16 protein-coding genes and 1 pseudogene are annotated in these 16,779 nt (G+C 65.9%); 9 read left to right on the top strand and 8 right to left on the bottom strand.

The window, feature by feature from the left end:
* Positions 1–61: 61 nt before the first annotated feature.
* Positions 62–964: an NAD-dependent epimerase/dehydratase family protein gene (locus GGR73_RS13855; RefSeq protein ID WP_024938210.1), complete on the top strand. Its 903-nt coding sequence runs from the start codon at positions 62–64 to the stop codon at positions 962–964.
* Positions 965–1,134: 170 nt separating this feature from the next.
* On the opposite strand, the gene GGR73_RS13850 is transcribed toward GGR73_RS13855, so the two are convergent.
* The 7 genes from GGR73_RS13850 to GGR73_RS13815 all read right to left on the bottom strand — a co-directional run bounded on the left by GGR73_RS13850 (position 1,135) and on the right by GGR73_RS13815 (position 8,857).
* The gene (locus tag GGR73_RS13850; RefSeq protein ID WP_184457402.1) at positions 1,135–1,620 is read right to left on the bottom strand and encodes an Mpo1-like protein; all 486 of its coding nucleotides are present in this window, start codon (positions 1,618–1,620) and stop codon (positions 1,135–1,137) included.
* A 99-nt stretch (positions 1,621–1,719) separates the two neighbouring features.
* The gene (locus GGR73_RS13845; RefSeq protein WP_184381078.1) at positions 1,720–3,315 is read right to left on the bottom strand and encodes a M4 family metallopeptidase; all 1,596 of its coding nucleotides are present in this window, start codon (positions 3,313–3,315) and stop codon (positions 1,720–1,722) included.
* A gap of 426 nt (positions 3,316–3,741) precedes the next feature.
* Positions 3,742–5,493, bottom strand: a complete 1,752-nt coding sequence (locus GGR73_RS20330; protein WP_435012933.1) for a peptidoglycan-binding protein — start codon at positions 5,491–5,493, stop codon at positions 3,742–3,744.
* Between the two features lie 73 nt (positions 5,494–5,566).
* Positions 5,567–6,103: a hypothetical protein gene (locus GGR73_RS13830; protein WP_104554499.1), complete on the bottom strand. Its 537-nt coding sequence runs from the start codon at positions 6,101–6,103 to the stop codon at positions 5,567–5,569.
* Between the two features lie 233 nt (positions 6,104–6,336).
* Positions 6,337–6,843 carry a hypothetical protein gene (locus tag GGR73_RS13825; protein ID WP_184457494.1) on the bottom strand — a complete coding sequence of 169 codons (507 nt, stop codon included), beginning with the start codon at positions 6,841–6,843 and terminating at the stop codon, positions 6,337–6,339.
* A 288-nt stretch (positions 6,844–7,131) separates the two neighbouring features.
* Positions 7,132–7,812: a hypothetical protein gene (locus GGR73_RS13820; RefSeq protein ID WP_184457400.1), complete on the bottom strand. Its 681-nt coding sequence runs from the start codon at positions 7,810–7,812 to the stop codon at positions 7,132–7,134.
* Positions 7,813–7,930: 118 nt separating this feature from the next.
* On the bottom strand, positions 7,931–8,857 hold the full coding sequence (locus GGR73_RS13815) for a phosphoribosylaminoimidazolesuccinocarboxamide synthase (protein ID WP_046345459.1): 927 nt from the start codon (positions 8,855–8,857) through the stop codon (positions 7,931–7,933).
* A gap of 207 nt (positions 8,858–9,064) precedes the next feature.
* Between GGR73_RS13815 and GGR73_RS13810 the strand changes: the two genes are divergently transcribed.
* Positions 9,065–9,394, top strand: coding sequence for a J domain-containing protein (locus tag GGR73_RS13810; protein WP_016901358.1), 330 nt, complete (start codon positions 9,065–9,067; stop codon positions 9,392–9,394).
* Between the two features lie 115 nt (positions 9,395–9,509).
* Here GGR73_RS13810 and GGR73_RS13805 read toward each other — a convergent pair whose 3' ends face one another.
* Positions 9,510–10,349 (bottom strand): outer membrane protein, encoded by an 840-nt coding sequence (locus GGR73_RS13805; RefSeq protein ID WP_039511280.1) that lies wholly within the window; start codon positions 10,347–10,349, stop codon positions 9,510–9,512.
* A gap of 123 nt (positions 10,350–10,472) precedes the next feature.
* Here GGR73_RS13805 and rpe point away from each other — a divergent pair, with 123 nt between their 5' ends.
* The 7 genes and pseudogenes from rpe to GGR73_RS13770 form a co-directional block, all read left to right on the top strand.
* Complete coding sequence (gene rpe / locus GGR73_RS13800; RefSeq protein WP_016901363.1) at positions 10,473–11,144, top strand: ribulose-phosphate 3-epimerase; 672 nt, start codon at positions 10,473–10,475, stop codon at positions 11,142–11,144.
* A complete protein-coding gene (locus GGR73_RS13795) occupies positions 11,141–11,632 on the top strand; it encodes a GNAT family N-acetyltransferase (RefSeq protein WP_054592402.1) in 492 nt (163 codons plus the stop codon). Before rpe ends, GGR73_RS13795 begins: the two co-directional genes overlap by 4 nt.
* A gap of 233 nt (positions 11,633–11,865) precedes the next feature.
* Complete coding sequence (gene yegS / locus GGR73_RS13790) at positions 11,866–12,795, top strand: lipid kinase YegS (RefSeq protein ID WP_065050377.1); 930 nt, start codon at positions 11,866–11,868, stop codon at positions 12,793–12,795.
* A 256-nt stretch (positions 12,796–13,051) separates the two neighbouring features.
* Positions 13,052–14,527: an anthranilate synthase component I gene (gene trpE / locus GGR73_RS13785; RefSeq protein ID WP_024938199.1), complete on the top strand. Its 1,476-nt coding sequence runs from the start codon at positions 13,052–13,054 to the stop codon at positions 14,525–14,527.
* Complete coding sequence (locus tag GGR73_RS13780; RefSeq protein WP_184457397.1) at positions 14,527–15,594, top strand: threonine aldolase family protein; 1,068 nt, start codon at positions 14,527–14,529, stop codon at positions 15,592–15,594. The genes trpE and GGR73_RS13780 overlap by 1 nt, the downstream gene beginning before the upstream one ends.
* A gap of 27 nt (positions 15,595–15,621) precedes the next feature.
* Entirely contained in the window at positions 15,622–16,416 is a 795-nt protein-coding gene (locus tag GGR73_RS13775) for an SIMPL domain-containing protein (protein ID WP_184457395.1), read from the top strand.
* Positions 16,417–16,496: 80 nt separating this feature from the next.
* A pseudogene (locus GGR73_RS13770) lies at positions 16,497–16,733 on the top strand (fibronectin type III-like domain-contianing protein); the annotation flags it as partial.
* Between the last annotated feature and the right edge of the window lie 46 nt (positions 16,734–16,779).

Genomic DNA, 16,779 nt, shown 5'->3' with positions numbered 1-16,779 from the left:
GGCGTCGCGCCGCTGCCTGTCACTCGCTATGCTGGGATCACCCAGACTGCATCCGAGCCCTGTGACTGCTGCCGATCCCGCTCCGTCCACTGCCGTTTCTGCGCCGCGCGCCCTGGTGTTCGGCGGCAGCGGTCAGATCGGCGAACGCCTGCTGACGCGGCTGCTCGGCCGCGGCTGGCAGGTAACGGCCTGGTCGCGCCAGCCACGTGCCGCGCGCGCCGGGCTGATCTGGCGGCAGGGCGATCTGGCCATGCCGGCTGCCGCGGGCGAGGCATTCGAGGTGATCTTCAGCTGCGGTCCGCTGGACCATTTCGCGCGTTGGTATGTCGAAAATCCGGTGCGTGCTCCGCGCATCGTGGCGTTCGGTTCCACCAGCCTGGAGGTCAAGGAACACTCGATCGACGCGGCCGAGCGCGATGTCGCACAGCGCCTGGCAAATGCGGAACAGGCGCTGTTTTCCGCAGCCCAGGCGCGTGGCGCTGCGGCGACGGTACTGCGCCCGACTCTGGTCTACGGTGCCGGGCGCGACCGCACGCTCACCCAGATCGCCGGGCTGGCGCAGCGCACCGGCGCCTTCGTACTGCCGGCCAACGCGACCGGGCTGCGCCAGCCGGTGCATGTGGACGATCTGGCCAGCGCCGCGCTGGCGGTGGTCACCCAGCCGGCGACACAGCAGCGCAGCTATGCCGTCGGCGGCGGCGAAGTGCTGGCCTATACTCAGATGGTGGAGCGCGTGCTGGCAGCACTGCCACGACCGGCGCGGCTGTATCAGGTGCCGCCCGGACTGTTCGGCCTTGCCCTCACCGCTGCGCAGCGGCTGGGGCGCCTGCGTGGCATCAATGCGGCCGCATTGCAGCGCATGCGCGATGACCTGGTGTTTGACCTGGAACCGGCGCGTCGCGACTTCGGTTATGCGCCGCGCGCCTTTCGTCCCCTGCCCGAAGAACTCGGCATCGGCGAGTGAGGCTCGTCTGGGCGTATGTGCTTCGAAGACCTGCATGGCGCGCGGTCCGCTAGCTCTGCTGCGCAAGGCGATGCGGCACGACCGTTAGCCGCTGCAGCGCTTCGGCGTAATCCGCTGCTTTCAGGTCATGACCACGCCGGCGACCGGCCACGTTATGGCTGTCGTCGCGCTCAGTACCGCCAACCCAGCTGACGATAGAGCTTGGCCAACACCCAGATCGGCCCGATCAGCAGATAGGTCAGGTCGGTCAGGAAGCTTGGCTTGCGGCCCTCGATCCGGTGGCCGACGAACTGCGCGACCCAGGCCAGCACGAACACCGTCAGCGCCGTGGTGAACAGCCCGGTGAGCCCGAGTCTGCCTTCGAGCAACCGGCACAGGCAGCCGAAGAAAAAGAAGATCCCCAGCATGCCCAGCCCGAGCGGACGCGATAGGCGGTTGTAGTACGACCAAGCCGCGAACATCGACAACGCCGCCCACACGCCGCTGCTGAACCAGGTGCCGCCAACCGGGATGCACCACAGCAGGGCCACCACCGACCACAGGATCGCCGGCACCGCCAGCACGTGGATCTGCTGATTGGTGGTGTTGTGGTGGTCGTCGGCGTAGCTGGCGAAATAGCGGTCGATCGGTCGCGCGGTCTTGGTGCGTTCGGTCATGTTCCCTCCCAGGAATGACCCAAGCATACGCGCGCGGATGGCACTGTGGCAGCCGTGCTCCCTGCCACGCGCAGTGCGCGTGACAGGGGCCGGCATGCATCAGTTGACCGACACGGCGCTCCACGCTGCGGCAACCGCGCGGTACTGCGTGGAGCTGCTGCCATACAGATCGGTGGCCGCGCTCAACGTGGCCCTGCGTGCGGCCGCGTAGTTGGTCGAGGAGGTCATGTAGACCGTCAACGCGCGGTACCAGATGCGGCTGGCCGCCGCCCGGCCGATCGCCGTCAATGCCGTATTGCCGTTGCAGACCAGCCCGGCCGGCGTCACGTTCCAGCTGGTGCCCGACCCGAAGCCGCTCGGTACCACCGCGCCTTCGGCCAGCAGATAGTAGAAATGGTTGGCCACGCCCGAGCTGTAATGCACGTTGAGCGAGCCCAGGCTGCTGCTGTAGCAATCGGGCGAATCGCCATCCAGGCTGGGCTTGAACATGTAGCGCAAGGCCAGCGTCCCGCTGCTGTTGCCCGGGATGATCTTCTCGCCGATCAGGTAGTTGCCCGGCTGCGCGCTGTTGTTGGCGGAGTACTCCACCATCGCGCCCATGATGTCGGACGTGGCTTCGTTCAGGCCGCCCGACTCGCCCGAATACACCAGGCGCGCGGTGCGGCTGGTCACGCCATGGGTCATCTCGTGGCCGGCCACATCCACCGACACCAGCGGCGTGAACGTGCTGCCGTCGCCATCGCCGAAGGTCATGCAGAAGCAGCTGTCCTGCCAGAACGCGTTGTTGTAGCGGCTACCGTAATGCACGCGGCTGCGCGCACCGATACCATCGTTGGCGATGCCGCTGCGCGCATGGGTGGTGCGGAAATAGTCCCAGGTCAACGCCACGCCGTAATGCGCATCCACTGCCGCGGTCACCGTATCGCTGTTGGCGCCGCTGCCCCAGGCGTTGTCGGCATCGGTGACCAGCGTGCCGTTGCCAGAGGTGCTGTTGCGCATGTTGTAGGTGGCGCCGCTGCCGCGGCTCAGATCGGTCAACTCGTAACCGCTGCTGCAACGCGTCGTTGCCAACGCCACGCTGCCTGCATACAGCGAACGCCCGGTGCCGGCCGCACTGGTGCCACCCGCGCATGCGGTGTGCACCGTGTCCCAGGATTCGAGAATGCGTTGATTGATTGCGTCGACGATGTAATGCATTTCGGTCGGCGTCTGATCGGGCTTGATGCCGCTGTAGATCACTTCATAGACCAGCCGTGGTGCGCCCTGGCGCGCATACAAGGCCAGACTTGCGCGCGGCGCGGCATCGGGTGCCAGATCGAACTGCGCACCGGCCGCACGTACTGCCGTGTCGGCATCGATGCCGGGCACGATGCTCGGGCGCACGCTGGTGTCCATGCTCTGGCTCAGCTGACGCATCACTCCGCGCCGCGAATGCACCACCACATCGCCGCCGATCACCGGCAGGCCCTGATACGTACGATCGAAGCGCACATGCTCGCTGCCGTCGGCATCGACAATGCTGTCGCGCGCGACAAACGCATCGGCCGTTGCACGATTGGCCAGCGCCGCAGCGTGATTGCCCAACAAGGATTGCGCGCGCGACACCGCGGCATCCGCGGAAAGATCCGCAGCAGTGGCGACAGCAGACAACGATAGCGCGCAGCAGATCGCCGCGCCCAGGACATGAACTTGCATGACGACTCTCTCCCCGAAAACGTGCAATGCAAAGATCGGCGGCGATACGCATCACGGCCGATCGCGACTGGCAACAGGTGCCGGCAGATAAACTTGCACAGTCCATGACAGCACAGTAGTAAAAGTTACAGCTGTGTTGCGTTCTGTGCGCCGCGCCACTTTGCGGTGTGGAGGGCATCGCAGAGCAGCAGGAGTGTCACTGCGTGTGCGACATCGCCAGCGCGGCAGGCATGCCGTCTTGTCGCAATCTGGAGGGTGCACCAACCTCCAGCGACGCTCGATCCGCTGGCAACGACAGGCAATCCGCGCGGCGTGTGCAGTCAGGCGCGGCCGCAGCGCCGCTCTCGGGGCTACTGTCGAAAGCAGACAGACACAAAAAAACCGGCCAGACATCTGGCCGGTTTTTCGTGCTGCGGCGTTGAACCGTCAGCGGCCGCCGATCGCAACCCGCTGCTGCTCATCCTGCGCACGCTGCTGCGAAGCCTGGCCAGCCAGCAATTGCGCACTGGTCTGCTCCAGCGGGGGAGCTGGCTGGTTCAGATCCACCGCCGCACGGAAGCCCGGCGTGGTGCCCATGACAAATGCCTTGCCATCCTGCACGGTGACGTTCTGCAGTTTGTCTGCCGAATCGATACCGTTCTGCTTGGCCTGCAGGGTGACGTGGGCCGCGGTCTCGTTGGAGATCATGCGGGGCAGCTTGCTGCGGATTGCGTTGTGCAAGGCATGGTCCGGATGCGAGGCATCGTCGAGCGACGGCCCCTTGGGCGCAGCAACCGGCGTCTGCGCTGCCTGTGCCTGGGCCGGTTGTGCGGACAACGCGGCCTGCGTGTTGCGCCCCACCACGCCATCGGGCTGCAGCCCGTGCTGCTTCTGGAACGCAATCACCGCCTCACGCGTGTTGTCGCCAAAGCGGCCATCCTCGGCAAGCCGGTTGCCCTGCGCATCGCGCACGCCGAGACGGTTGAGGTCCTGCTGCAGCTTGCCGACATCACTGCCTTGCTCGCCATGCCGCAGCGTGCCATTGCCAGGCGCTGTCGCCGGCTGGGGGTGGCGCGCGCCGGACTCCTGCTGATGGCCCTGATTCCAGAATGTCTCCGGACTGGTCAGCTTGCCGTTGGCATCGCGCAGTTGGTAATGCACGTGCTGCGCGTACTGGCTGTTACCGTTCGGGCCGCGTCCACCCATCGTGCCGATGGCATCGCCTGCAGACAGCGTCTGACCTTCCTTCACCTTGAGCGCGTCCAGGTGCAGGATCTCGTGCGAGTTGCCCTGTGCATCGCGAATCTTGACGGTGCCGTAGTTGCCGCCCGCGAAGGTGACGGTTCCGGCGACCGGCGAATGCACCGTCGGGTGCTGCATGTTGCGGCCTGTCTGGCCACCCTGGTAGTTGAAGTCGGTACCGCCGTGATCACGGGCACTGCGATGCTCGCCGTAATGGCCGGTGATGTGCGGTGCCGTCCCGTTCTGCGGTGGGAGCATCCGTTCCATCGTCTGCTGAAACGAGCTGGATCCACCATGCTGTGGCTGCACAGGTGCTGGTGCAGTGTGCTGCACTGGCTGTCCGAGCTGGCCATGGGCCAGGTTGTTCATCAGCTCTGGAGTGATATCGCGCTGCCAGCGGGCAAACCGGTTCTCGCGGTCGGCCAATCCATTTGGCGGATCGCCGCCGTTGATCGCAACACCTGCCGCATGCGCGTCCTGCCTGGCGGCCTGCGGCACGTTGTTTTGCCAGTACCAAGTGGCGATGCGGGATGCGTTTTCAGGTTGTGCCGCCAGATCGGGGTGTGCCACCAGATCCAGGTTCAACGCTTCGCCCGCCGCACGATATTGGTCCTTGCCGGTGAGCTGCATATAACCGCGGCCACGGTACAGGTAGCCGTCGCCGGGCTCGTTATTGCCCATGCGTCCGCCATACATCAATTCGGCCAGTTTTTCCGGTTGCCCGCGCAGGGCATCCAGACGTGCCTGCTCCAGGGCTTCGGGGCCCTCACGCAGTGCGGAGCGCACCTTCGAACTCACCTGTGAGGATCCGTGCGTATAGCGGAACCCTTCTTCCAGGCGGTTGAGGCCCATCGATTCATGACCCACCTGGGCCATGAAGTTTGCCAGCTCCTTCGGCTGGGTAATGCCTGCAGCATAGGCTGACTGGAGCAGTCCTGTTTCACGATCGGTTGCCATGGTGTAACTCCTCATTTCTCAGCAACATGAAATAACGGACTCCTTCCTTGTCCGTGCAAACCATTACGTCCCTTTAATTCGCCTTCTCGGCTGCGGCGTCGTCCAATGCCGCAGCTTTCTTCAATGTGGATGGATCAAACTCCTGAAACGCCACCGTGCCGAAGTCTTTGGCGGTCAATTCCAGGGTGTTGTGCTGCTCGGTCTCGGTATCGGACAGGTCACGCACCACCTTGTCCAGCAACCAGGTCTGCTTGTCTGCCGAATACTTGAACGTGAAGTCGTCTGCCCAGCGCTCGCGCGATCCGCCGGAAATGGAAATGGTGAATTGCCCGGTCTGGATGCGCGAAAACGCGTAGGGGTCGCCTGCCAGACCGCCGCAACGGGCGCATGGCACGATCTTGCTATTTTCTGAGGCCTTCTGCATCGCACCGTCGGCGGTCTGCGTCAGCAGCAGAACCGTACGCGGTTGTCCCTCGCCAAGTTTTTCGGCGCCGGTGCTGGATGGGGAAATCACCACCAACGCATCGGAGCGGCCCGCGCCAGTCAGATCGCCACGGATGGTCTCCAGAGCCTTCGATCCCGCCGGAATGAAGGAGTCTATCGTGCCCATAGGTACAGTCCCTTGTGTCGGTGTTGCGGGGGTTGGTGCGGCAGGTGCGGACGGCTGCGTCGCCGCGGTACCGGCAGCGGCGTTCGACTGCTCGGCCGCACCACCAGCTTGAGGTCCGTTACAGGCCGCGAGTGCAACTGCCAATGCAGGGCCAATCAGTCGGAAAGGACGCAAGGTTATCTCCTGAAACGTTGGCGGATGCGCCATTACCAGTGTCGCCACTAGCGCGCTGATTAAAGGGACTGGTCGTCCACCTTGACCAGCATCCAGCAGGGGCGCTGGGCGAAGTGGTAGACCTGCTGATCGCCGGTGTCCGGTGTGCGGACCAGTACCTGGCGGCCATCGGCCTCTTCGGAAATCGTGACCTCGCGGCCGCCGTTGCGGGCTGCCTCCAGGTTCGGGATGACGGGCCATTCGATTTTGGCCAGCGGAACCGTGCGGGTGACCGGGGCGGGCTCGGGCTGCGCGTCCGGGTCGAGCTGGATCATCGTCAGCGGATCGGCGGTGGCCTTTTCCTGTACCGCAATGTCTGCGCTGAAGCTTTTCAGAAACGTAGAGAAGTCGGCGCTGGGGCAGGTTGTCGCCTGCGCAGGCGTTGCCGGAGCAGTGGCGGGTGCCGAGGCTGCAGGTGCTGCATTGGCAGCAGGCGTCGCTGCGCCGGCTGGCTCTGCTTGCGGCTTGCAGGCGACCAGCGCCAGGCTCAGTGCGAAAGCGTGCAGGGACGTTCGGAAAAGGGCCAAGGGATCCTCCTGATCATTGCGGGGCAACTGGAACGCGGGCGGGATGGTATACGCGCGCTGCTTGCCAATGTGTGAAGGCTCGCGGAGTCGTGGCTTGCGCAAACTGGCCGGCATGCGGCAGGCCAATACCCTCGCAGAACAAGCAGCCTGACGGTGTCCCCGGTTCGGGTGAGTCCATCGCCGTTGATTGCTGTCAGCAAAGCCAGGTTATCTCGATCGAGCCTGCGCAAAAGTCATGATGATTTGATCATGGTTTGGCCGGGGATTTATCCGGTGTGGCGCGGCTGACTATATCCCGTTTGAAAACACATCGAGCGCATCCGCACCCACCCATCCCTGCGCGCAGTCGCCGACATACTGGCCTGGTGCGGCGGCATGACAGCTCTCGCCAATGGTGGTCTTCGGGCGTTGGGTCGGCCTGTCGCCATATGTTCCGCATGCCGGGTTGTTCTTGCATCCGGCGACGCTGTCTGCAGGAATCGCAATGACGTAGTAATACAGCGGATTCTGTCCGGCGCGGCCGATCGCTTGAATGCAGACGAGCTGGCCCTGCGCCAGCCTGGCTCTGGCGACCACACGACTGTCAGTGGTCGGCACCGCATCAAGTGCATCCACTCCGTTTGCCTGCGTCACGCCGGCAAACAAGCCCGCATCGCCACATGCAGGCGAGAGCTCGACGTCGTAGAAATCACCGGCGTCGACATTTCCGGCCGTGCAGCCTTCTGCCATATTCGCATCGGCACACTGCACGCCGCTTGCCTGTAACAACGTCGCTAGTCGGTCATTGACGGAAGCGCCGGCAGAAGCCGGTGCATGTGCTGATGCAGACGCCGATGCCGTCGATGTGACTGGCGGCGCTACAGGGGCTGCCGATTCGCCGGCGCTGCACGCGCTTACCGCAAGCAGCCCGGGCAGCAGTGCGTTGCGTAACGCCGGCAATCTGCGGAACGAACAATATGAGAGTGCCATTGCGACTTCCTTGGGCAACAGACCGCGTCAGGTGCGTCCTTCAGCGCTCAATAAAGAGCGCTGCCCGCCATTGTTGCTTTACTACAGCCTCAAAGCCCCAGGGGCGGGGCCTTGGAGATCAATCGACCGAAATACCCGCCAACCGCTGCAATGCCTCGGCGTATTTTGCGCGCGTGCGTTCGATCACTTCTGCCGGCAGGCTGGGGCCGGGTGCGGTCTTGCCCCAGTCCAGGGTTTCCAGATAATCGCGCACGAACTGCTTGTCGTAGCTGGGCGGGCTGGTGCCGAGTTCGTACTGGTCAGCCGGCCAGTAACGCGACGAGTCCGGGGTCAGCATCTCGTCCATGATGTACAGGCGGCCATCGGCATCGGTGCCGAATTCGAACTTGGTGTCGGCCAGCAGAATGCCGCGCTCGGCAGCAAAATCGGCGGCGAAACGGTAGATGCGCAAGGTGGCATCGCGGACGCGTTCGGCAAGCTCGGCGCCGACGGTCATGACCATCGCATCGAAGTCGATGTTTTCGTCATGGTCGCCGACCGCGGCCTTGGTCGACGGGGTAAAGATCGGCTCGGGCAGTTTCTCGGCCTGGCGCAGGCCGTCGGGAAGTTCGATGCCGCTGATCTTGCCGGTACGCTGGTAATCCTTCCAGCCGCTGCCGATCAGGTAGCCGCGTGCGATCGCTTCCACCGGCACCGGCTTGAGCTTGCGCGTGACCACGGCGCGCTTTGCATACAGCGCCGGGTCCACGCCTTCGGGCAAGACCTGCTCCACAGTGATGTCGACCAGATGGTTGGGCATCAGGTGTTCGGTCTTGTGGAACCAGAAGTTGGAGACCTGGCACAGCATCTCGCCCTTGCCGGGGATCGGGTCGGGCAGCACCACGTCGAACGCGGACAGGCGGTCGGTCGCCACCATCAACAGATAATCGCCCGGGGGCGCATCGGCGGGCAGGCGCTCGCGGGGAATGTCGAAGACATCGCGGACCTTGCCACGGTGACGCAACGGCAGGCCGGGCAGATCGGATTGCAACAGCGTGGTCGACACAGGCACTCCTAAGGACGTCGCAATGACGCTGTCCCCGGGACCCGGCGGGCCCGCGGGTGGGCAGCGGGCCGCGTAGTGTACGGCGCTTCGGCGCGCGCCGCTGGATTTATTGGGGCCGCCCCGGTGGGCGGCGTGCATGCCGCGTCAGCCAGGCCGGGCGGGCGTTCGGGTAAGATCGCCAGCCCGCCTTCCCGCCCCCGATCGCCCATGTCCTGGTACGGAAAACTGCTCGGCGCACTGGCCGGCGCCCTGCTGTTCCGCGGCGCGCCGGTACTCGGGCTGATGATCGGCCTGGCGATCGGGCATGCGGTGGACGCCGGCTGGTTCAAGCGCCGCGCCGACAACCCGTACGAAGCGCTGGGACTGGAGCCGGACGCCACCACCGCCGAGATCGACCTGGCCTACCGCCGGCTGATGTCGCGCTACCACCCCGACAAGGTGGCCAACGCCGAGCCGGAAGCACGCCGCCAGGCGGAGAAGAAGGCCAGCCAGATCAATGCGGCCTACGATCGGATCCAGCGGCTGCGCAAACGCTGATCCAGCCTACGCTGCAATATCGCTGCCAGGCACCCGCACAGGGTCGGCATGGGCGCCACAAATGAAAACGCCCGACCCATGACAGGTCAGGCGCGGTCACTCGGACGCTAAGCACTCAAAAGCGATAGGTCGCCGTCAGGCGCACCGCATTCGACGAAAAGTCGGTATCGCTGCGACGCAGGTCGGTGCCGGCCGGATTGACGCGCAGAAACGGGTTGGTCGCCGGCGCGGTACCCGGCCCGACCCGCACGCGGGTGTCTTCGTCCTGCAGGCGGGTGAACAGGTATTCCACACCGACCGAGACGTTGTCGCTCAGGCGGCGCTGCAGGCCCAGGCCGGCCTGGTAGCCGTCGGCGCTGTCGCCGCCGCTGCTGGTGAAGCTGTTGGCGGTGTTGCTGCTGGAGAAGCTGTGGTCGAACTCGCCGCGTGCCACGCCGGCGGTGAAATAGGCCAGAAAGTCGCCCTGCGCGCCAAAGGCATAACCGATACGGCCGCGCAGTGCGGCGGTGCGGTTGAGCTGGCGGGTGAAGGTGTAGAACGCCGGGGTGGTGCTGAAGGCGCTGACGCTGTCGCGCAGGTCGTTACGGGTGTACTCGGCAACGACGCCGTAGACCCAGTTGCCGGCCTGCCAGTCGTAGCCCAGCCGCGCACCGTATTCGGCGCCACCCTTGTCCTTGCTGCAGCCGCTGGCCGGAGTGCGCCCGGCCGCCGCGCCGCCGCAGAACCCGGGCGAGAAGGCATCGGCGCCGGTCGGGGTGCTGACCTGGTCGCCGTCGCGGCCGTCCAGGTTGGTGTCGAAGCCGAAGCGGCCGCCGGAAACGCCACTGACGTCGGCGCCGCCGACATTGGCGCCGATCGAGAAACCTGACCAGTCGGCCGGGCCGGTCTGGGCCCAGGCGGACGGGGCGAGGGCCATCAAAACAAGCGCAGCGGAGGCGAGCGGGGTGGTCTTCATGCGGTGTCCTTGGCGAAAGGGCGCGGTGCGCCGGTTCAGCTGCATACGCAGGCTGGACCGCTGCGGATGCACTGGCTTTGCGCGCCTGCGACAATGTGTTTTCCGTTCCTTGACGAGCTGCCCATGCAACCGACGGCGATTGCCCCGTCCATCCTGTCCGCCGATTTCGCCCGTCTGGGCGAGGAAGTGAACAACGTCCTGAAGGCCGGCGCCGACTGGGTGCACTTCGACGTGATGGACAACCATTACGTGCCCAACCTCACCATCGGCCCGATGGTGTGCCAGGCGCTGCGCAAGCACGGCATCACCGCGCCGATCGACGTGCACCTGATGGTCGAGCCGGTGGACCGCATCGTGCCGGACTTCGCCGAGGCCGGCGCCACTACCATCAGCTTCCATCCCGAAGCCAGCCGCCATGTGCATCGCACGATCCAGCTGATCAAGTCGCACGGCTGCCAGGCCGGCCTGGTGCTCAACCCGGCCACCCCGGTGGACATTCTGGACTGGGTGCTGCCCGAGCTGGACCTGGTGCTGGTGATGTCGGTCAATCCCGGCTTCGGCGGGCAGGCCTTCATTCCCTCGGCGCTGGACAAGCTGCGCGCCATCCGCAGCAGGATCGACGCGCTGGGCAAGCCGATCCGGCTGGAGATCGATGGCGGGGTCAAGGCCGACAACATCGGCGCGATCGCTGCCGCCGGTGCCGACACCTTCGTCGCCGGCTCGGCGATCTTCAACGCGCCCGACTATGCGCAGGTGATCGCGCAGATGCGCGCGGCGGTGGATGCGGTGCGATGAGCGCGCCTGCGCTGCAGATCCGCGCCGCCACGCCCGACGATGTGGCGCTGCTGCATGAGCTGATCACTGCATTGGCGGTGTACGAACGCGAGCCCGATGCGGTCAAGGCCAGCCCGCAGGACCTGCGCGCCAGCCTGTTCGGCGAGGGCGCCACCGCGCATGCGCTGATCTGCGAGCAGGACGGCCAGGCGCTGGGATTTGCGGTGTATTTCTTCAATTACTCGACCTGGCTCGGCCGCAACGGCCTGTATCTGGAAGACCTGTTCGTGCGCCCGCAGGCGCGCGGGCAGGGCGCTGGCCTGGCCCTGCTGCGGCACCTGGCCCGGTTGGCCGTGCAGCGTGGCTGCGGGCGTTTCGAATGGTCGGTGCTGGACTGGAACCAGCCGGCCATCGACTTCTATCAGGCGGCCGGTGCGCGCCCGATGGACGGCTGGACCGTCTACCGGCTCGACGGCGAGCGCCTGGCCGCGTTCGCCGCCGGCGCCTGAGCGCGGCCTGCGCGCCGCCGCGGCACGCAAAGAGAAGGCCGCTCCCCTGGGAGCGGCCTTCGAGAAAAATTGGAGGCTGATCCTGCCTCCGCCCGTCGTCCCTGCTATGGCCTTCCACTCTCCGGGTTCTCGGTGACATGCCGATGACAGCCGGGCGACATTGCGTATTCACGATGCGCGCAGCGGGCCGCTGCTAGCCTGCGTCCACCACCCCCACAGCATTGGCAGCGTGCATGGCCGCGTCCCACTGGCGTCTGATCCTCAACGGCAAGTCCACCGACAATCTGGACCTGCGTGAGGCGGTGGGAACGCTGCGCAAGCGCGGCATCCAGCTCGAGGTGCGGGTCACCTGGGAAGACGGCGATGCCGAGCGCTATGTCGGCGAAGCGGTTGCCGACGGCGCCCACACCGTGATCGCGGCCGGCGGTGACGGCACCTTGAGCGAAGTGGCTGCCGCACTGGCGCATCACACCGCCGACGCCGCCACGCTGCCATCGCTGGGCCTGGTGCCGCTGGGCACCGCCAACGACTTCGCCACTGCCGCCAACCTGCCGATCGAACCGCTCGCTGCGTTGACGCTGATCGCCGAGCGCCCCGCCGAGCCGATCGATCTGCTGCGCATCGACGCCGAACACGGCCCGCACTGGTGCGCCAACGTCGCCAGCGGCGGGTTCGGCACCCAGGTCACCGTCGAAACCGACGAAGGCCTGAAGAAGATGCTCGGTGGCCTGGCGTATCTGATCACCGGCATGTCTCGGCTGGGCCGCATCGACCCGATCAGCGCCCGCTTCAGCGGCCCGGATTTCAGCTGGGAAGGCGAGTTCATCGCGCTTGGCCTGGGCAACGGGCGGCAGGCCGGCGGCGGCCAGGCGCTGTGCCCGGAGGCCCTGATCGACGATGGTCTGCTCGACGTCACCATCGTGCCTGCGCTCAACGGCGAAGTGGCCGCCACTCTCGGCACCCTGGTCACCGGCGGCAAACAGGCCGCGCTGGAACGTGTGGCCGTGCGCGCGCGGCTGCCGTGGCTGGAGATCGTCGCCCATCAGCCGCTGACCTTGAACCTGGATGGCGAGCCGGAGACCTCGCTGCATTTCCGCATCGAATGCGTGCCGGCGCGGTTGCGGATGCATTTGCCGGTGGAGTGCCCGTTGCGGAGCGCTTGAGGGTGGGGAGTCGGGAATCGGGATTGGGGAATCGGTAGAGCGTGGGCTGGCTGTTCTGCGCCAGGCTGGCCCGCCCGGCTTCGCAATTTGCGCGGCTTTCGCCTCGGGCCTGCTGCCCTGGCGCGGCAGTTGCGCTACAGTAGGGACGTGTCCCGCTTGACGACTCCACGCTCCTTCTCTTCCGCTCGCCGCTGGTGGCGATGGTGGCCCGTTGCCGTCGTCCGCCCCGCCACAGAGTCCCGGAAGGAAAGTCGTCTTGATCACTGCAGAGCAGTTCCAGCGCCAGGCCGCTGAAGGTCACACCCGTATTCCCGTCGTCCGCGAAGTGCTGTCCGACCTGGACACGCCGCTGTCGGTCTATCTGAAGCTCGCCGACGGCCCCTACACCTATCTGTTCGAATCGGTCGAAGGTGGCGAACGCTTCGGGCGCTATTCCATCATCGGCCTGCCGGCGCGGCGCGTGTACAGCTTCCGCGGGCATACGCTGGAAATCAGCGAGCACGGCGAAGTGCTGGAAACCCGCGAGGTCGCCGACCCGCTGGCCGAAGTGGACGCCTTGCGCGCCGAGCATTCGGTGCCGCAGCTCGACGGCCTGCCCGGCTTCACCGGCGGCCTGGTCGGCTGGTTCGGCTTCGAGTGCATCCAGTACATCGAACCGCGCCTGGGCAGCGGCGACAAACCCGATGAGCTGGGCACGCCGGACATCCTGCTGATGCTGTCCGAAGAGCTGGCGGTATTCGACAACCTCAAGGATCGGCTGTACCTGATCGTGCACGCCGACCCGCGCCAGCCGCAGGCCTATGTGCGCGCCAACCGGCGCCTGGACGAACTGGCGCACCGGCTGCGTCAGGGCGGTGCCGGGTATCCGCAGGCGCAGGTTTCCGATGCGATCGACGAGTCGGACTTCCACTCCTCGTTTACCCGCGAGGAATATCACGCGGTGGTGCGCAAGGCGCAGGAATACGTGCGCGCCGGCGACATCTTCCAGGTGGTGCCGTCGCAGCGCTTGCGCGTGCCGTTCCGTGCGCGTCCGGTGGATGTGTATCGCGCGCTGCGCGCGCTCAATCCCTCGCCGTACATGTATTTTCTCGATGTCGGCGGCACGCAGGTGGTGGGCTCCTCGCCGGAAATCCTGGCGCGCCTGCGCGATGGGGTGGTCACCGTGCGGCCGATCGCCGGCACCCGCCCGCGTGGTGCCACGCCCGAGCAGGACAAGGCGCTGGAGGCCGAACTGCTGGCCGACCCGAAAGAGCGCGCCGAGCACGTGATGCTGATCGATCTCGGTCGTAACGATGTCGGCCGCGTGGCCGAACCGGGCACGGTCAAGGTGGGCGAGCAGTTCGTGATCGAACGCTATAGCCACGTCATGCACATCGTCAGCGAGGTCACCGGCACGCTCAAGGCCGGCCTGAATTACAGCGACGTGCTGCGTGCGACCTTCCCGGCCGGCACCGTCAGCGGCGCGCCAAAGATCCGCGCGCTGGAGATCATCCGCGAGCTGGAGCCGGTCAAGCGCAACGTCTATTCCGGCGCGGTCGGTTACATCGGCTGGCACGGCGATGCCGACACCGCCATCGCGATCCGCACGGCGGTGATCCAGGATGGGTATCTGTACGTGCAGGCCGGCGGCGGCGTGGTCTACGACTCCGACCCGGATCTGGAATGGCAGGAGACCATGAACAAGGGTCGCGCGCTGTTCCGTGCGGTCGCGCAGGCGGCCAAGGGGCTGTGATGGACGGGCAGGGCAACGCTGCGCGCATCAGCTTCCGCAACGATTACAGCGAGGGCGCGCACCCGCGCCTGCTGCAGGCCTTGGCGCAGGCCAGCGCCGAGCAGAACGCCGGCTACGGCACCGATCGGCATACCGCGCGTGCGGTTGCGTTGATCCGCAGCGCAGTCGCGCAGGCGCAGGCCGAGGTGCATTTGCTGGTCGGCGGTACCCAGACCAACCTGACCGCGATCGCGGCGTTCCTGCGCCCGCATCAGGCGGTGATCGCGGTGGAAGCGGGGCACATCGCCACGCACGAAACCGGCGCCATCGAAGCGACCGGCCACAAGGTGCTGACCGTACCCGCATTGCACGACAAGCTGACCCCGGCGCTGATCCAGCCATTGCTGGATGTGCACGGCAACGAGCACATGGTGCAACCGCGCCTGGTCTACATCTCCAACAGCACCGAGAGTGGCACCATCTACAGCCGTGCCGAGCTCGAGGCGCTGTCGCGTTTCTGTCGCGCGCACGATCTGCTGCTGTATCTGGATGGCGCACGCCTGGGCGCCGCGCTGACCGCCGAGGGCAACGATCTGGATCTGCCCACGATCGCCGCGCTGACCGATGCGTTCTACATCGGCGGCACCAAGAACGGCGCATTGCTCGGCGAAGCGCTGGTCATCGTCACTCCTGCCTTGCAGGCCGACTTCCGCTACCTGATCAAGCAACGCGGCGCGCTGCTGGCCAAGGGCATGCTGCTGGGATCGCAGTTTGCCACTCTGTTCGAAGATGGCCTGTTCTTCGAGCTGGCCGCACACGCCAATGCGATGGCCCAGCGCCTGCGCGCGGGATTGCTGGCCGCTGGCGCGCAGTTCACCAGCGATTCGCCGACCAACCAGCAGTTCATCGCCGTCAGCGCGCAGCAGGCCGCGCAGCTGGCGCAAGGCTACGACTTCGAGCGCTGGGAAGTGCGCGCCGATGGCAGTCAGGTGATCCGCTTCGTGACCTCGTGGGCGACCACGGCCGCGTCGGTCGACCGGCTCTGCGCGGACTTCGCAGCGCTCAGTCATTCGGCCATGCATCCATAACCATCTATCTCATCAAGGAAGACCCCGATGAAGCGAGTTGCCCTCTGGATTTTCGCAAGCCTGTTGATGCTGCCGCTCGCGGCGACAGCGCAGGTCAACAGCCTGCCGTCACAGCCGCATTTGCTGGTGAAGGGCCAAGCCTCGCGGACGGTTGATCCGGACCGTTTCATCCTAGATCTCAAGGTCAGCAACACCGATCTGCAGCCTGACCTGGCGCGCAAATTTGTCGAGGAACGCGCCCGATCGGTATTGGACGGCCTGCGACGCAACCACGTGCTGATGGATTCGCTCTATGCCTCGTCGCTGTCGATCTCCCCGCAGTCGCGCTACGAAAATGGCAAGTCGGTGTTCCAGGGGACCCGCGTGGAGCGCAAGATCCGCGGCACCTTCTCGTCCCTGAAGGACGTGCGCGCCTTTCTGGGTGGCCTGGAGGCCAACGAGAATGTCCAGGTGTTGTCGATGCAGAGTGCATACGCCGATGCGGCCAAGCTGCGCGCCGAACTCAAACGCGAAGCCGCAACGCAATCGCGGGAATCCGCCCAAGGGCTGGCCAGCGCCTACGGCGTGCGGCTGACCGGGATCTACAGCATCTCCGATGTGGCGCCCAGTTTTGCCTACGGCGTCGAAGCCGGCACCTGGTCTGCGCCTGCAGCGCCAACGCCCAGCTCCGTGGTTTCGCCGCCCTCGCCACCGGCACCCCCACCGCCGCCGCCGCCGCCACCTGGTGCAGATGGCAAGGTGCAAGGCCTCGGCGAAAGCCTGCTGACCGGCACGATCACCTACACCGAGAACATCTATGCGGTCTTCCTGATCGCGCAATGAGTCGCTGCCGTGCGGGTCGTCTGCGCGCAGGGCGTCCATGACATGGGGAGCGCCTGCCCACCGGGGTGCGCGAACCGTAGTATGTGCGCGACCGCAGCGCCAGCGTGAACCGGCCGGTGCGGGAACTGAAGGATTTCCGCAAGCTCGCGGTACCAGCAGGCGGTAGCGCGCCGGTGGAGTTCGTGTTGCGGCGTGCGGACCTGTTGTTCATCGGTCAGGCATTGGAACCGATCGTGGAGCCGGATGTATTCGCTGTGTGGGTGGCGCCATCGGCTGAAGCTGCAGGACTGACGGCGAGCTTCGAGTTGATGGAGTAAGGTGACGTGCGGTGACGTTGGTCGATGTTCATGACCTCGAGCACCG

This window comes from Xanthomonas sp. F14, assembly GCF_014199865.1.
The sequence above is the reverse complement of the archived record's forward strand: the minus strand, read 5'-3'. Positions and strand labels throughout refer to the sequence as shown.

Bases quoted from the DNA above. Each gene is read 5' to 3' on its own strand.
- rpe (WP_016901363.1), top strand. From the start codon at position 10,473: ATGCAACCGACGGCGATTGCCCCGTCCATCCTGTCCGCCGATTTCGCC.
- GGR73_RS13775 (WP_184457395.1), top strand. From the start codon at position 15,622: ATGAAGCGAGTTGCCCTCTGGATTTTCGCAAGCCTGTTGATGCTGCCG.
- GGR73_RS13845 (WP_184381078.1), bottom strand. From the start codon at position 3,315: ATGCAAGTTCATGTCCTGGGCGCGGCGATCTGCTGCGCGCTATCGTTG.
- GGR73_RS13830 (WP_104554499.1), bottom strand. From the start codon at position 6,103: ATGGGCACGATAGACTCCTTCATTCCGGCGGGATCGAAGGCTCTGGAG.
- GGR73_RS13780 (WP_184457397.1), top strand. From the start codon at position 14,527: ATGGACGGGCAGGGCAACGCTGCGCGCATCAGCTTCCGCAACGATTAC.
- GGR73_RS20330 (WP_435012933.1), bottom strand. From the start codon at position 5,493: ATGGCAACCGATCGTGAAACAGGACTGCTCCAGTCAGCCTATGCTGCA.
- GGR73_RS13805 (WP_039511280.1), bottom strand. From the start codon at position 10,349: ATGAAGACCACCCCGCTCGCCTCCGCTGCGCTTGTTTTGATGGCCCTC.
- GGR73_RS13810 (WP_016901358.1), top strand. From the start codon at position 9,065: ATGTCCTGGTACGGAAAACTGCTCGGCGCACTGGCCGGCGCCCTGCTG.
- GGR73_RS13820 (WP_184457400.1), bottom strand. From the start codon at position 7,812: ATGGCACTCTCATATTGTTCGTTCCGCAGATTGCCGGCGTTACGCAAC.
- GGR73_RS13850 (WP_184457402.1), bottom strand. From the start codon at position 1,620: ATGACCGAACGCACCAAGACCGCGCGACCGATCGACCGCTATTTCGCC.
- GGR73_RS13795 (WP_054592402.1), top strand. From the start codon at position 11,141: ATGAGCGCGCCTGCGCTGCAGATCCGCGCCGCCACGCCCGACGATGTG.
- yegS (WP_065050377.1), top strand. From the start codon at position 11,866: ATGGCCGCGTCCCACTGGCGTCTGATCCTCAACGGCAAGTCCACCGAC.